Below are 14,772 nucleotides of genomic sequence, written 5' to 3' on the forward strand. Positions count from 1 at the left end.
AATGGCAATGAAAAATCAACGTTTCAGGAAATTATTCAGAAGTGCATGGCCTTGTTCGCTAAGAATACTTTCCGGATGAAACTGCACGCCTTCAATATCCAGCAGCCTATGGCGGACCCCCATAATCTCTTGCTGCTCGGTCCAGGCTGTCACTTCAAATACCGCAGGCAGACTCTCACGTTCGAGCAATAAGGAATGGTAGCGGGTAACAGTAAGTGGGTTATTGAGCCCATGGAAAACACCTTGATCATTATGGAGGATCGCGGATGTTTTCCCGTGCATCACCTTCGCAGCGCGAACCACTTTGCCACCGAATACCTGGCCAATTGCCTGATGGCCCAGGCAAACTCCCAGAATAGGGCACCGGCCCGCATAATGCCGAATAGCGGCCAAAGAAATACCCGCTTCATCTGGCGTGCAAGGCCCCGGAGAAATAACCAGCCTTTCCGGAGCAAGATGGTCTATTTCATCAAGGGTTATTTCATCGTTACGCCTGACCAGTACCTGGGCACCCAGTTCACAAAAATACTGGTACAAATTCCAGGTAAAAGAATCATAGTTATCAATCAGCAATAACATAGCAACTCCCGTTCTACAAACGGGCATATTCTAACGGGTTTGCAACTGTGACCGGGGAAAATAACACGATGACGCAGAAAAAAATTGAAGAGGCGAAGCAGGTCATTTCCCCCGCTTCGCACCAAAAAGTTATGGCAGCACTTTAGCTGAGAGGATTACAACAGGCTTAGAAGGAACATTTTGGTAAGGGCCAACATTATGGGTGGGTACCTGAGCGATTTTATCCGCGACATCCATGCCTTTCACCACCTTGCCAAACACAGCATACCCGTAATCACGCTGGCCATGGTTTAAAAATGCATTATCCGCCACATTGATAAAAAACTGGCTGGTTGCGCTGTCTTTATCTGCTGTTCTCGCCATAGCGATAGAACCACGCGTATTACGTAATCCATTGTCTGCTTCGTTCTTGATAGGCGGATTAGTGGGTTTTTGTGTCATATCTACATTAAACCCACCGCCCTGAATCATAAATCCAGGAATAACACGATGGAAAATAGTGTTGTTGTAGAAGCCATTGTTGACATAATCCACAAAATTTTTCACCGTCACCGGCGCTTTTTCGCTATCCAGCACTAGCTCGATATTCCCGGCCGATGTTGTCAGCAGCACATGAGGATCCCCTTTCGCAGCGAGCGCGGAAGAGGAAATCGAAGTCAGGGCAAAAACAGCCGTCACAGCCGCCAGAGTCGATTTCAGCATGAATGGTTTCCTTTACAAGCAATAAAAAATGCAATGGAACGATTCTAAAGAGCCACTTGCCGACAAGCCAGCCATTTACTCTTTTTTACGTAACAGAATACATACCCCAGAGCTAGCCTAAAACAGGGTCTTGCTTGTAAAGTTTGTTCCATCAATAAAAATCAATACATTGATTTTATTTAATAATAAATACAACTGGCTTGCTGGTGACTGCACATTGCGTACACAATAAAAACATCATGCTTTGCCACTCTGAATAAATGAAAACCAGGATTAATCGACAGGCCCGGCTGGCTTACCAACCTGAGAAAAATCAACCAGTTCACCACCGTTATCCACTTGCACCCAAGTTTGAGCAGGTTGTGTTGTGGTAATGATACGGCCGTGGCGAATAGACCAGCGAACCGGCACCTGACGTCGCAGTGCGTCAAAACCGCTTTGAGCAGGAAGTATTATCATGTTCGCAGGGTTGCCTTCAACGATACCGTAATCATCAATACCCATTGTTCGGGCACTGTTCTCCGTAATCAGGCGAATACCTTCATCAATTTGCGGGTACCCCATCAACTGGCAAACATGCAGCCCCATATGCAACACCTGCAACATGTTGCCTGTCCCCAATGGGTACCATGGATCAAACACATCATCATGCCCGAAACAAACATTAATGCCCGCTTCAAGCATCTCTTTCACTCGCGTTATCCCACGGCGACGCGGGTAACTATCGAAACGGCCCTGCAAATGAATATTTACCAGCGGATTTGCCACGAAATTAATTTCGGATAACTTCAGCAATCGGAACAAACGGGAAGTATAAGCGCCATTGTAGCTGTGCATCGCCGTCGTATGGCTTGCAGTAACGCGATCTTTCATCCCCATCTTGAGTGCCAGAGCAGCCACTGTTTCCACAAAACGAGATTGTTCATCATCGATTTCGTCGCAATGAATATCCAGTTTCCTGTCATACTTCTCTGCCAGCGCAAAGGCGATATGTAACGACTCCACGCCGTACTCACGGGTGAATTCAAAATGAGGAATAGCACCAACCACATCAGCCCCCATTACCAGCGCCTCTTCAAGCAAAGATGCACCGTTGGGATAAGAAAGAATACCTTCTTGCGGGAATGCTACTAACTGCAAATCAATCCAGGGCGCAACTTCTTGCTTCACTTCCAACATGGCTTTCAGCGCTACCAGGCCAGGGTCCGAGACATCCACATGGCTGCGAACATACTGGATCCCATTTGCCATCTGCCATTTCAATGTCTTCCACGCACGAGCTTTTACATCCTCGTGGGTCAAGCTCGCTTTGCGCTCGGCCCAGCGCTCAATACCTTCAAATAAGGTTCCAGAAATATTCCAGGAAGGCTCACCTGCAGTTTGCGTTGTATCGAGGTGAATATGTGGCTCCACAAAAGGAGGCAGAGCAAGCCCACCATGGGCGTTCAGCACATCGTAGCTTTCATGCGCACGGGTTTCTACCATGGGGGTGATAGCCCCAAACCGTCCGTTTTCAATAGTGATTTGCCACAAACCGTCTCGCCCGGGTAGTCGAACATCCTGAATGAACCAAAACGTGGCTGGTGCCATATACCCTCCGGATGAATGCATATTGAAAAACAGATAGTAGATATGAAGTTATCATGCCTGGCGATTACAGGCACAACACATATTCGCTATGCCGCACAACCATGGATCCTTATAACTTCATGCGAAACAGGATTATTACTGAAAAGGCCAGCAACAAGTTGCCAAACACCTGGCAAGGCAACCTGCATGCAAGATAACAGGAAGAGCAAGGATCTGTACGCTTTTGTACAGCTATGAGATAGTCTTCGCCTGACTGTCAAAAATGCTTATCGCACTGCCCCGCACAAGCGGAAAGAACGAGGAACTGCTGTGGATTATTTGCCTATTTTTTGTGAGCTGAGAAACCGCTCTTGCCTGCTGGTTGGCGGAGGCGATGTTGCTGAGCGGAAAGCCAGGCTACTGATGGATGCAGGTGCCAATGTCATCGTCAATGCTCGGGAATTTACCCCACAGTTCACCGTCTGGGCAGAGCACCAGCAGTTAACTCTGGTTAAAGGCGATTTTTCCCCCGCCTTAATGGACGACTGTTGGTTAGTCATTGCCGCAACAGATGATGACCAAACAAACCAGCAAGTCAGCCATGAAGCTGAACTGCGTAAGCGTTTTTGTAATGTTGTTGATGCCCCTAAGCGTGCCTCTTTTATTATGCCGTCTATTATTGACCGCTCCCCCATCATGGTGGCCGTCTCTTCCGGCGGTACAGCGCCTGTACTTGCCAGATTACTGCGTGAAAAACTTGAGGCCGTATTACCTCAGCACCTGGGTAAAGTTGCTCACTTTGCCGGTCAGTTGCGCCAGCGAGTCAAAGATACCTTTGCAACAATGGCTGAGCGGCGCCGTTTTTGGGAAAAATTGTTTGCCAATGACCGCCTGGCACAGTCTTTAGCAAATAATGACCATACGGCTATTCATTCACAAACCGAAACGCTGTTCTCCACCCCATTGGATAATCAAGGTGAAGTTGTTCTGGTGGGTGCAGGTCCTGGTGATGCAGGGCTTCTCACACTCAAAGGATTACAACAAATTCAGCAAGCCGATATTGTCGTGTACGACAGGCTGGTTTCTGATGATGTGATGAAACTGGTGCGCCGTGACGCAGACCGAGTGTTTGTAGGCAAACGCGCAGGCTACCACTGCGTTCCACAGGAAGAAATTAACCAAATATTGCTGAGGGAAGCACAGAGTGGCAAACGTGTAGTCAGATTAAAAGGTGGCGACCCGTTTATTTTTGGGCGAGGTGGCGAGGAGCTGGAAACATTATGTGAAGCAGGTATTCCTTTTTCAGTTGTTCCGGGAATTACAGCAGCCTCTGGTTGTTCTGCCTACTCAGGTATTCCACTGACTCACCGTAATTATGCGCAAAGTGTCCGCCTGGTTACCGGGCACCTTAAATCCAGTGGAGAAGAACTGGACTGGGTAAGCCTTGCTGCAGAGAAACAAACACTGGTCTTTTACATGGGTCTGAATCAGGCTCCAGCTATTGAACAAAACTTGCGTGCCTGCGGTATGCCTGCCGAAACCCCATGCGCTCTGGTAGAGAACGGGACAGCAACAACGCAGAAAGTTGTACAAGGCACATTGGATCAACTGGCTGAGCTGGCACAACAGGTACAGAGCCCAAGCCTGATTATTGTTGGGCGTGTCGTTGGGTTACGGGAAAAATTGAACTGGTTCAGCAACCATTAAACAAAGGCCTCGCTATGGGAGCCAGAGGCTGATGACAAACCCCATGGCCACGCAAAGCGAGAGGATGTTACCCAATAAAAACCATTCATTGGTTTTCTGCTGCTAATTAAAAAGCAGGGGAACCACGCTTTTCCTGCTTTTCATCAATTAAAAGCCCCCAAAATGGGGGCTTCAGGCTGATAGCAAACCGCTTAACACCATCGTGATGTAATCAGCCTGCTTTTAACACCAAACCAGCAGAATCAAGGCTTAGCAACGAAACCAATCGCTTCGTATACTTTCTTCAGAGTCTCAGCGGCCTGAGCCTGCGCTTTCTTCGCCCCATCTCTCATAATTTGCTGCAAGAAAGCTTCATCATTGCGATAACGGTGGAAACGCTCCTGAAGCTCGCTCAACATACCTGAAACGGCATCGGCAACTTCACCTTTGAGGTGCCCATACATTTTGCCTTCAAAGTGTTGTTCCAGCTCAGGAATACTTTGGCCGGTGACAGCAGACAAAATATCCAGCAAGTTAGATACACCAGCTTTGTTGGCAACGTCATAACGAACAACAGGCGGCTCGTCAGAGTCAGTTACCGCACGTTTGATCTTCTTAACTACTGATTTAGGATCTTCCAGCAATCCGATCACATTGTTGCGGTTATCATCGGACTTGGACATTTTTTTGCCCGGCTCAAGCAGTGACATAACACGAGCGCCAGATTTAGGAATAAAAGGTTCCGGTACTTTAAACACATCACCATAAATCGCATTAAAGCGCTGCGCGATATCGCGGCTCAATTCGAGATGCTGTTTCTGATCTTCACCAACCGGGACCTGGTTGGTTTGGTAAAGCAAAATATCAGCTGCCATCAGTACCGGATAATCAAACAGACCAGCATTGATGTTTTCAGCATAACGAGCAGATTTATCTTTAAACTGCGTCATACGGCTCAGTTCGCCAAAGTAGGTATAGCAGTTCAATGCCCAACCCAACTGTGCATGTTCCGGCACATGCGACTGAACAAAAATGGTGCTTTTTTCCGGATCAATTCCACAAGCAAGGTACAGAGCCAGGGTATCGAGTGTCGCTTTGCGCAGTTTCTCAGGATCCTGACGAGCCGTAATGGCGTGCAGATCCACAATACAATAGATACAGTGGTAATCATCCTGCATGTTCACCCACTGACGCAGTGCACCCATATAATTACCAATAGTCAATTCACCTGATGGCTGCGCACCACTAAAAACGATGGGCTTACTCATTTTTTCATTCCTGATTGTCATTGTGCGGGAGCCCAATAATGGGCAGGAGATCACTGAAACGATCACAAACAAAGTCCGGCTGACTTAACGTGATCGATTCACCATAGTTGTAACCATATGTCATGCCAGCGACGCTGACATTAGCGGCTTTTGCTGCCTGAATATCATTGCGTGAATCCCCCACAAAAAATAATTCATGAGGGTACAAACCCAGTTTACCCAGAACCAGGTAAAGTGGTGCTGGGTGCGGTTTTTTAGCGGCGACATCATCGCCACCAATCACCAGACTAAAATAATCAGCAATACCCAGCGTTTCCAGAATAGGCCGGACAAATGGCGTAGGTTTATTCGTCACTATCGCCATTTTAATTCCGTTCGCATGCAAGGTTTTCAACGTATCAGCAACAGCCGGGAATAAATAACTTCCTTCCTCTGCATACTGCGCATAATACGAATCAAACAGGCGCCGCAGCATACCTTTCTGCCCATGCTGAGGTACTTTATCTTTCAAAGCCCAGGTAAGCGCACGTTCAACCAGAATATCCGCGCCGTTACCAATCCAGGTTGTCACGCGGTCTTCACCTGCTGCGGGTAACTCAAGCGCATACAATGCGCTATCAATAGCGTCAGTCAGGCCAGGTGCGCTGTCTATCAACGTACCATCAAGGTCAAATGCGATACCTTTAATACCTTCAAGCTTACCCATGGCTAACTTTTCCCAGTTCTTCACGCATTAAGTCAATAACTTGCTTGTAGTCTGGTTGCCCAAATATTGCAGAGCCAGCAACAAACATATCTGCGCCTGCTGCCGCTATCTCACCAATATTATCGACTTTAACGCCACCATCCACTTCCAGGCGAATATCATAACCAGAAGCATCAATACGCTGGCGCACCTCACGCAACTTATCCAGCGTCTGTGGAATAAAGGACTGGCCGCCGAACCCCGGATTCACAGACATCAACAAGATGACATCCAGTTTATCCATTACATAGTCAAGGTAACTGAGCGGTGTGGCTGGATTAAACACCATCCCGGATTTACAACCCTGTTCTTTGATAAGTTGTAAGGTGCGATCGATGTGTTCTGAGGCTTCAGGGTGAAACGTAATAATGCTGGCCCCTGCCGCCGCGAAATCCGGGATTAACCGGTCAACAGGCTTCACCATCAAATGGACATCAATGGGAGCCGTAATTCCGTACTGACGCAGTGACTTCAACACCATCGGCCCAATAGTCAGGTTAGGCACATAGTGATTATCCATCACGTCAAAATGAACCACATCTGCGCCAGCAGACAAGGCTCTTGCGGTGTCTTCGCCAAGACGGGCAAAATCCGCCGACAAAATTGAAGGGGCAATGAGATACTGTGTCATCCGCGTCTCCATTTTTAAAATGCATTATGCGGCAGCGAAATGGCTCAGACGTTATAGAGTGCCAGAAGTTCGTCTACTTTCTTGCGCGTGCCGCCGTTACTGCTGATGCTGCGCCGGACTTTTACAGGCAACAACGTACTTGCCAGCCTGTACCATTCCCGCGTCAATGTTGTGTCATGATTAGAGATCAACACAGGAATGCGTTTTTGCCGCAACTTTTCAGCCAGACAAGCCAAATGCTGTTGTTGTTCCGCATTAAAACTGTTGGTGTGATATGCCGTGAAGTTTGCCGTTTCTGACAAAGGTGCATAAGGCGGATCACAATAGATTACCGCACCTTTTACTGCCTTAGCCATGCTGCAGTCATAAGACTCGCAGACAAACTGAGCCCGCTGGGCTTTTTCCGCAAACAGAAACAATTCCTCTTCGGGAAAATACGGTTTCCGGTAACGACCGAAGGGAACGTTAAATTCACCGCGCAGATTGTATCGACATAAACCATTGTACCCATGGCGGTTCAGATACAAAAAAAGTAATGCCCGCTGGAATGGGTCCGTACTGTTGTTAAACGTATCACGTAGCATGTAATAACGTTCTGCACAGTTATTTTCTGGAACAAAAAAAACTTTTGCCTCAGTGACATACTCCTCTGTACGTGTCTTAACGATGTTGTACAAACTAATCAGATCGCTGTTGATATCGGCGAGGAGATAGCGAGAATACTCTGTGTTCAGGAAGACAGACCCAGCCCCGACAAAGGGCTCAATCAGGTATTCGCCTTCGGGGAGATGACGTTTAATGTCATCGAGCAGGGGGTATTTGCCCCCTGCCCACTTCAAAAAAGCGCGATGTTTTTTCATGCTGTATGACTAAATTACCTTCTCCCGCTGTGGAGAAGCTCCGACAGCATCCTGCGCTTTATACACTATTTCAGATCAGCCTGAACCTGATGAATGGGTTTGGTCCAGGGATTTTTCGCCTGTACATCAGCCGGGAGCGATGATACTGCGCGTTTCGCATCATCACGATTAGCGTAAATACCACTCACCAGGACATACCAGGGTTGGCCATTACGCGTTGTTTTGTACACCACATAATCTTTAAGCTGTTCTTTTTTAGCCCAGTTTGACAAGTTTGTCTCGTTAGACGAACTGCTTAGTTGCAAAGTGTAATGGCTGCCCGGCGCTGACTTCAGGGCATTGATATTGCCAATAGAGCTACCAGAAGACACAACTGGCGCAGGTGTGGTTTTTGCCGTAGCAACCGGTTCCTGTGTAGCTGGTGCAGAGCGAACAGGCTCTGTTTTCTTCACGACCGGAGCAGGTTCACGGGTTTTCACCGGTGCAGGCTCTTCCGTTCTTACTGTTTTTGTTTTAGCCGGATGAGCAGGCGCAATCACCACCTCCCGGCGTGTTTTTGCCGGTTCGTTATGGCGAGAGGCGTGTTCCGGAGCGGTCGCAGTGGAAGATTTACCGTTCACAGGAGCAACAGTTGCAGGCTCTGTCGGCAGGGTTGAACTCTCAACAACATTATTAATTTGCCCTTGTTGTTGAGTCAGAGCGGTATTGAGGTCGCCCGGCACATTCACACGTTGTTCCGCATCATTGGCTGGTTGAGCGGGTTCAATAGCCTGAGAAGGTGTTGATGAAACTGGCGGGACTGAAATTTCTTGCGGCGCATTGTTGCCTTGAGCAACCTGACCATTATTGTCCGCTACAGGAGCAGGCGTATTATTTTCCTGTGAAGCAGAACCGGAAAGATCAATACTTTTCTCACCGCCAGAAGCGGCTGAAGTGGATGAATCACCAGGTGACTTAGGCGATTGCAATGCTGAACCAATCCCCAAAATCAGCACCAGCAGAACCAGTATCCCAACCCCCATCATAATATGCTGGCGTGAAACCGGGCCTTTAGAAGGAGCAGATTTAACTTTTTTACGCTTAGGCGGACGACGCGTGGATTGCTCCTCGCTTTCACCAACCTCTTCATACTCCTGCTCATCGTTACCACGGCGTGAACGCGATGGACGGCGCTCGTCTGCATCAATATCTACATCATCCATGTTGAAACTTGGCTCATTGTCGTAGTCTGCAGACTGGCGTGAGCGGCCAGGATGACGGTCGCTGGGATCTGGTTTCAGACCGTCTTCCGGTTTTAATTCATCCATTTAACACCCCATTCAAAGGCGAAGAGTGTTAATACCCCATTCGCCCGAAGTTAAAAGCCACCCAAGGTGGCTAATCTCATGTCTTTGTAATCACGCCTGAAGGCAATCTGTAATAGCACTGAGAACAAGGTCGTGCGAAACGCCTGCCCGAACTTCACTTTTACCAATAGCCAACGGAAGAACCAGGCGTAATTCTCCCGCCAGAACTTTCTTGTCCCGCATCATATGCGGCATATATGCAGCCGGCTCCATGCTTTCCGGGCCTGTTACTGGCAACCCTGCACGCTTCAGGAGTGTAATGATGCGTACTGTATCTGTTTCACTAAACTGCCCTAAACGCTGAGCTGTACGAGCAGCCATCACCATTCCCGCAGAAACTGCTTCACCATGCAACCAGTTTCCGTACCCCATTTCTGCTTCAATGGCGTGCCCGAAAGTATGACCAAGGTTAAGTAAAGCACGCTGACCGCTTTCACGCTCATCAGCAGCAACAACCTCGGCTTTCAGCTCACAGCAACGGCGAATACAGTAAGACATCGCCGCAGGCTCCAAAGCCACTAAAGCATCCAGGTTATTCTCCAGCCAGTTGAAGAAATCAGCATCCAGAATAATCCCGTATTTAATTACTTCAGCGAGACCGGACGATAACTCTCTGGGGGGTAAAGTTTTCAGGCAATCGATATCAATGACAACTGACGCTGGCTGATAAAACGCGCCAATCATATTTTTTCCAAGGGGATGGTTTACAGCCGTTTTACCACCAACTGATGAGTCGACCTGGGAAAGCAACGTTGTAGGTACCTGAATAAAACGGACACCACGCTGATAACTGGCAGCAGCAAAACCGGTTAAATCGCCAATTACACCGCCCCCCAGGGCCACTAAAGTGGTATCTCGCCCATGGGGTTTTTCAAGTAACGCCGTAAATACAGAGTCGAGTACTGACAGGCTTTTATACTGCTCGCCATCTGGCAGAATAACGACATCAACCTTCACCCCAGACTGTTCAAGCACACGCCGAACCCGTTCAAGGTAGAGTGGCGCCAGGGTTTCATTTGTCACAAGCATCACTTGCTCACCTGATTTCAGGGGCCAGAAGGAGTCGGGTTCATTAAATAACCCTGATGCGATGGTAATCGGGTAGCTACGCTCCCCTAATGTCACCGTTAACCTTTCCATGACGCTGTTACCTTTTGTCGTGTATTACCCCAGACGGGCTACGTTCACATCAAGCTGAAATTAGTTACTTTCCAGCATATTAATTATTTGGTTAGCAACAACCTTCGCACTTTGATCATCTGTACGAATAACAACATCGGCAATCTCTTCATACAGAGGATTGCGCTCATCCGCTAAAGCTTCGAGAACTTCCCGAGGGGGCATGTCCACCTGGAGTAACGGACGTTTTTTGTCACGTTGCGTACGCGCAAGTTGTTTTTCAATGGTGGTTTCCAAATACACCACGACACCGCGCGCAGAGAGGCGATTACGCGTTTCACGAGATTTCACAGACCCGCCGCCCGTAGCCAGGACAATACCCTGCTTTTCGGTCAGCTCATTGATAATTTTTTCTTCGCGCTCGCGAAAACCCTGTTCGCCTTCAACGTCAAAAACCCAACCGACATCGGCTCCAGTACGTTTCTCAATTTCTTGATCGGAATCGAAAAATTCCATATTGAGCTGTTGAGCCAATTGCCGCCCAATAGTGCTTTTGCCGGCACCCATAGGCCCAACCAGAAAGATATTGCGTTTCTCTGCCATTTTTTCGGTACTACTAAGACAATTCGTTAATGATAAACCCACCATGCAACGTCCGGGCACGGCAGGAAATGAACTGAAACCTCTTATGCTATAGTGCGAGAGTCAGACTAAAAATTATCTCAACACTCAAGGTGGTTTGGCAACCGAATAAATTATTACTTCGCGGATATCCCCAGAACAAGCCCTGAGCCTGAAGCGGCCCGGCCCCACCTAAAACCGGTACATCTTGTATGATAATTCCAGCCTCAGGTCAAACACCATGACAGGTTTAACTAAACTTATTTGTATACATCTTTTATTTGTCAGATTTCTGCCAGATGAGTCGTGATAAAAACAACCAACTCCCGACGCTCATCTTCTTTTATTTGATGGCGGAATAAACTACCAATCAATGGAATTGCCCCCAAAAAAGGAACCTGTGCTACACCATCACGTTGTTTATGCTGAAAAATACCGCCCAGCACTATGGTATCACCGTGACGGACATCAATCCTGGTTTCTATTTCCTGTTTATCAATAGCCATCACGTCACCTTCAGCACGCTGCAGAACCTGGCCGGGGGCATTCTGAGTGATACGTAAATTCAGGCGTACACGTTTATCCGGCAGAACAACAGGGGTGACCTCAAGCCCCAACACAGCCTCTTTAAACTCAATAGTGGCTGCTGAAGAATCGGTACCAGAGGTCTGATAAGGAATTTCACTTCCTTGTTTAATACTGGCTGGCTGCTGATGCGCTGTAATCAGGCGTGGTCGGGCAATAATGTCCAGTTGCTGGCGTTGTTCCAGGGCAGACAATTCCATAGCCAATAAATTACTGTCTACCCGGCCTATATTAAAACCCAGACTAGTGCTATTCCCCGTAACACCTAACTCCGCAGTACCGGAAACCTGCCGTGAATTCCCTTGCCACTTAACACCCAGCTCCTGCAAACTCTGCTGATTAATGGTGACAATATGTGCCGCCAGTTCAACCTGCCCTAAGGGCAAATCCAGTAACTCAACAAACGCCAGTATTCGGGCCAAAGCCAGCTGCGTATCATTTAACATCAGCCTGCTGGTACGTTTATCTACCACCATTGACCCGGTAGCCGACAGCCCGTTATCCGCCAACTCACGGATGGCGGCCGCAACCCCTTCAACATCAGCATGCCGTACAGAAACAACCGCCTGTTGTTGTGGCTGACGAGCCTGCTTTTGTGCTTTCTCTGCCAGCGCGGCCTGCCGCTGCTGATTCGCCCACTCAAGCGTATTGATACGCAAAATATTTCCCTGTACTTTCCCTTCCAGCTCCGCTATTTCAAGCACTACAGCCAGTGCCTGCTCCCACGGAACATCAACCAGGCGTAATGAAATCGTCCGGTCTCCTCCTTGTGCAATAACAACGTTAAGCTGCCTGCCCTCAGCAAGGGCTTGTAACACCTGTGCCACGGGTACTTGATCAACAACCAACGAAACAGGCCTGGCAAAACACCAGGCTGACCACATAAATGACAAGCCTACCCACCATGCTTTCATTCTTTCTCCCTCCCTGGAAGTAATAAAATATGTTCCTGAGCCGGGCACCCTTCTACCTGGCGCAATACGATTTGATGCTCAGAAACCGAGCCAATGAGCCAACCCTCTTCAAGTTCATCGCCAGCGACTACCCGCATCCACTTCCCACGCCCAGAATTGATAATTCCTTGTAATATGTGTCCCTGATGCACCACGCCCATAAAACGCCAGGTACCCGCTAAATCTGATGTACATTTTGTTGATAACGATACAAATGGATTTCGTAACTCACTGCTGACCAGAGCAGGCACCCATAACACCAACAGCATTATCTGACGCATCTATTATCTCCAACTCAAGCTTCACATTTACATGTTCATTTTCACCCGCTTGTAGATAAAACCCTGATAACCTAACAGGTTCACCTGCTAGTGCAGGAAACAAGTGCAAAACGCCTTCCCATGGCAAAGACAAACTCAACTCAGCTTTACCGTCATCCCCTTGCATTCCCCAGGCTAATAATTGCCCGCCTGCATCACGGGTAAATCTCTGGGCAGAAAAAGCAGTCGCAGGCTGGTTTATACACAAGTGCAGAGCCTCCAGAGCAGTGACTTTCTGCCTCAGCTGAACCCAATAAGCTTGTTGTTGCCGCCATTGGGTGCGCATAAGATGTAATTGAGCGCCAGAATCTGAGATTTTCTGTTTTACTGGCACAACCAAAACCAGCCAACCAAGCCCAGCACAAACGGCCATTAATACAATCCACAACACAGCCTTCCTGAAGCGGGTAAGTACCAGCCAGTGTTCAACTATCAACGTCATCCTTTTCACCCTGCAAAGTAAAACCAAAGTGAATCTCACCATTACGCTGAGTGATATGAGTAACTTTTAACTGGTGAAACCCTGGCCATGCCGCAAAGACTGTTTCACTGGCCAAAGCACCTTCTGCTGATAAACCAACCCCTTCAATCGACACGGTACTGTGTTGCATACCCAGCCCAATTAGCCAGATATCCTCCGGTAATTGGCCGCTCAGGTATGCAAGGCTCTGCTGCCAGTGTTGTAGTTGTTGCTTGCGCTTTTTCACAACCTCATGGCCGATTCGAGCTTTTTCTAACTGCATAAGCGCTGTTTCAAGTTCAGCTACGGCATGTTGCTGGTGGTGAGATAACATACTGAATGGAGTGACTATATCCGTTTGCATGCGGAGTCTGGCATGCAAAGGTAAAACAACGAGGGCGAGAGCAATACCTTCACAGCACAATGCAATAAGCGTGTATCGCCCCCACCGATATAGCAAAAATTTCCGCTGTTGTGCTCGCCAGGGCAAGAAGTTGACCGGGTCTTTCATGCTGGATAACTCCCCAACGCAAGGCCAAGAGCGATGACAAATGGGCCAATATCCTCAGGAAGAGGAGGTGCAACTAGCTGAAGTACACTATAGGGATCCAGTTTCTCTTGTGGTTGATCTTCGGGTTGCACCAATATCGCCGTTTGTGACCCACACACAAGGGCATTTGTCATCGGGCAACCTAAGCGTTCCAATAACCCTCCTATTCCCGCTACATCAGAACACCGCGCTCCCCATTGCTGTGGGCCATACCAAAGCCAGTCTTGCTGTCCTCTGTATATTACCCAGACGCTGTCTGCCTGCTGAATTCGATAAGGGGCCAACGCCAGCGCATCAGGAGTGATTGCTGCAAGCTGACACCGGCTTTGGGTGAAATACCTCTGCAAACGCGATACTTCTTCTGCCGGAGCTGTGGTTACACAGGCAAGCTGGCTTCCAGAATGGACACCATAATCCCAACACAATTGACTGACAGGCATATCCAATTGTTGGGCAGCCATTTGCCCTATATAACGATGCGTTTCTGCATCACTCAGTGCCATAGCAGGTAATGCCAGTTGCTGTTGAAGTGTGCGCCCGGTGGGTATTCCAACCCGCAAGCGGTAGCCACCAGGCAGTGTTTTCCGTAATGCCACTAATGCTGAGACAACATCAGATTCTGGCGGCAGTTGCGCATCATCTTGTGAATGATGGGGCAAAAGCCATTCCCACCAACCGCGCAATTGCCAACCATAACGCCGGTGTTGAACCGCCACTGCCAGGAGCCTGTCTTGCTGAATATCGACCCCCACCTGCCACCGCGCTGCTGGACGCATCT

At 48.4% G+C, this 14,772-nt stretch carries 16 protein-coding genes; 1 reads left to right on the top strand and 15 read right to left on the bottom strand.

Annotated features, from left to right (window positions below; genetic code table 11):
* Positions 1-15 precede the first annotated feature (15 nt).
* The 3 genes from pabA to LC084_RS17220 all read right to left on the bottom strand — a co-directional run bounded on the left by pabA (position 16) and on the right by LC084_RS17220 (position 2,871).
* On the bottom strand, positions 16-579 hold the full coding sequence (gene pabA, locus LC084_RS17210) for an aminodeoxychorismate synthase component 2 (protein ID WP_226572396.1): 564 nt from the start codon (positions 577-579) through the stop codon (positions 16-18).
* A 129-nt stretch (positions 580-708) separates the two neighbouring features.
* Complete coding sequence (ppiA, locus tag LC084_RS17215) at positions 709-1,281, bottom strand: peptidylprolyl isomerase A (RefSeq protein WP_226572397.1); 573 nt, start codon at positions 1,279-1,281, stop codon at positions 709-711.
* Positions 1,282-1,554: 273 nt separating this feature from the next.
* A complete protein-coding gene (locus LC084_RS17220) occupies positions 1,555-2,871 on the bottom strand; it encodes a cytosine deaminase (RefSeq protein WP_226572398.1) in 1,317 nt (438 codons plus the stop codon).
* 309 nt (positions 2,872-3,180) lie between these two features.
* Here LC084_RS17220 and cysG point away from each other — a divergent pair, with 309 nt between their 5' ends.
* On the top strand, positions 3,181-4,557 hold the full coding sequence (gene cysG / locus LC084_RS17225) for a siroheme synthase CysG (RefSeq protein ID WP_226572399.1): 1,377 nt from the start codon (positions 3,181-3,183) through the stop codon (positions 4,555-4,557).
* A 242-nt stretch (positions 4,558-4,799) separates the two neighbouring features.
* On the opposite strand, the gene trpS is transcribed toward cysG, so the two are convergent.
* The 12 genes from trpS to LC084_RS17285 all read right to left on the bottom strand — a co-directional run bounded on the left by trpS (position 4,800) and on the right by LC084_RS17285 (position 14,770).
* Positions 4,800-5,804 carry a tryptophan--tRNA ligase gene (gene trpS, locus LC084_RS17230; protein ID WP_226572400.1) on the bottom strand — a complete coding sequence of 335 codons (1,005 nt, stop codon included), beginning with the start codon at positions 5,802-5,804 and terminating at the stop codon, positions 4,800-4,802.
* 4 nt (positions 5,805-5,808) lie between these two features.
* Positions 5,809-6,510: a phosphoglycolate phosphatase gene (locus LC084_RS17235; protein WP_226572401.1), complete on the bottom strand. Its 702-nt coding sequence runs from the start codon at positions 6,508-6,510 to the stop codon at positions 5,809-5,811.
* A complete protein-coding gene (gene rpe / locus LC084_RS17240; protein ID WP_226572402.1) occupies positions 6,503-7,180 on the bottom strand; it encodes a ribulose-phosphate 3-epimerase in 678 nt (225 codons plus the stop codon). Before rpe ends, LC084_RS17235 begins: the two co-directional genes overlap by 8 nt.
* A gap of 44 nt (positions 7,181-7,224) precedes the next feature.
* Entirely contained in the window at positions 7,225-8,040 is an 816-nt protein-coding gene (gene dam / locus LC084_RS17245) for an adenine-specific DNA-methyltransferase (RefSeq protein ID WP_226572403.1), read from the bottom strand.
* 65 nt (positions 8,041-8,105) lie between these two features.
* Positions 8,106-9,347 carry a cell division protein DamX gene (gene damX, locus LC084_RS17250; RefSeq protein ID WP_226572404.1) on the bottom strand — a complete coding sequence of 414 codons (1,242 nt, stop codon included), beginning with the start codon at positions 9,345-9,347 and terminating at the stop codon, positions 8,106-8,108.
* A 90-nt stretch (positions 9,348-9,437) separates the two neighbouring features.
* On the bottom strand, positions 9,438-10,526 hold the full coding sequence (aroB, locus tag LC084_RS17255; protein ID WP_226572405.1) for a 3-dehydroquinate synthase: 1,089 nt from the start codon (positions 10,524-10,526) through the stop codon (positions 9,438-9,440).
* 60 nt (positions 10,527-10,586) lie between these two features.
* The gene (gene aroK / locus LC084_RS17260) at positions 10,587-11,108 is read right to left on the bottom strand and encodes a shikimate kinase AroK (RefSeq protein WP_036111171.1); all 522 of its coding nucleotides are present in this window, start codon (positions 11,106-11,108) and stop codon (positions 10,587-10,589) included.
* Positions 11,109-11,410: 302 nt separating this feature from the next.
* Positions 11,411-12,625 (bottom strand): secretin N-terminal domain-containing protein, encoded by a 1,215-nt coding sequence (locus LC084_RS17265; RefSeq protein WP_226572406.1) that lies wholly within the window; start codon positions 12,623-12,625, stop codon positions 11,411-11,413.
* Positions 12,622-12,945 (bottom strand): HofP DNA utilization family protein, encoded by a 324-nt coding sequence (locus LC084_RS17270; protein ID WP_226572407.1) that lies wholly within the window; start codon positions 12,943-12,945, stop codon positions 12,622-12,624. Before LC084_RS17270 ends, LC084_RS17265 begins: the two co-directional genes overlap by 4 nt.
* The gene (locus LC084_RS17275) at positions 12,893-13,426 is read right to left on the bottom strand and encodes a HofO family protein (protein ID WP_226572408.1); all 534 of its coding nucleotides are present in this window, start codon (positions 13,424-13,426) and stop codon (positions 12,893-12,895) included. The genes LC084_RS17270 and LC084_RS17275 overlap by 53 nt, the downstream gene beginning before the upstream one ends.
* A complete protein-coding gene (locus LC084_RS17280) occupies positions 13,410-13,955 on the bottom strand; it encodes a PilN domain-containing protein (protein ID WP_226572409.1) in 546 nt (181 codons plus the stop codon). The genes LC084_RS17275 and LC084_RS17280 overlap by 17 nt, the downstream gene beginning before the upstream one ends.
* Entirely contained in the window at positions 13,952-14,770 is an 819-nt protein-coding gene (locus LC084_RS17285; RefSeq protein ID WP_226572410.1) for a hypothetical protein, read from the bottom strand. The genes LC084_RS17280 and LC084_RS17285 overlap by 4 nt, the downstream gene beginning before the upstream one ends.
* Positions 14,771-14,772 lie beyond the last annotated feature (2 nt).

It is taken from the genome of Mangrovibacter yixingensis (assembly GCF_020523985.1).
GTDB lineage: Bacteria > Pseudomonadota > Gammaproteobacteria > Enterobacterales > Enterobacteriaceae > Mangrovibacter > Mangrovibacter yixingensis.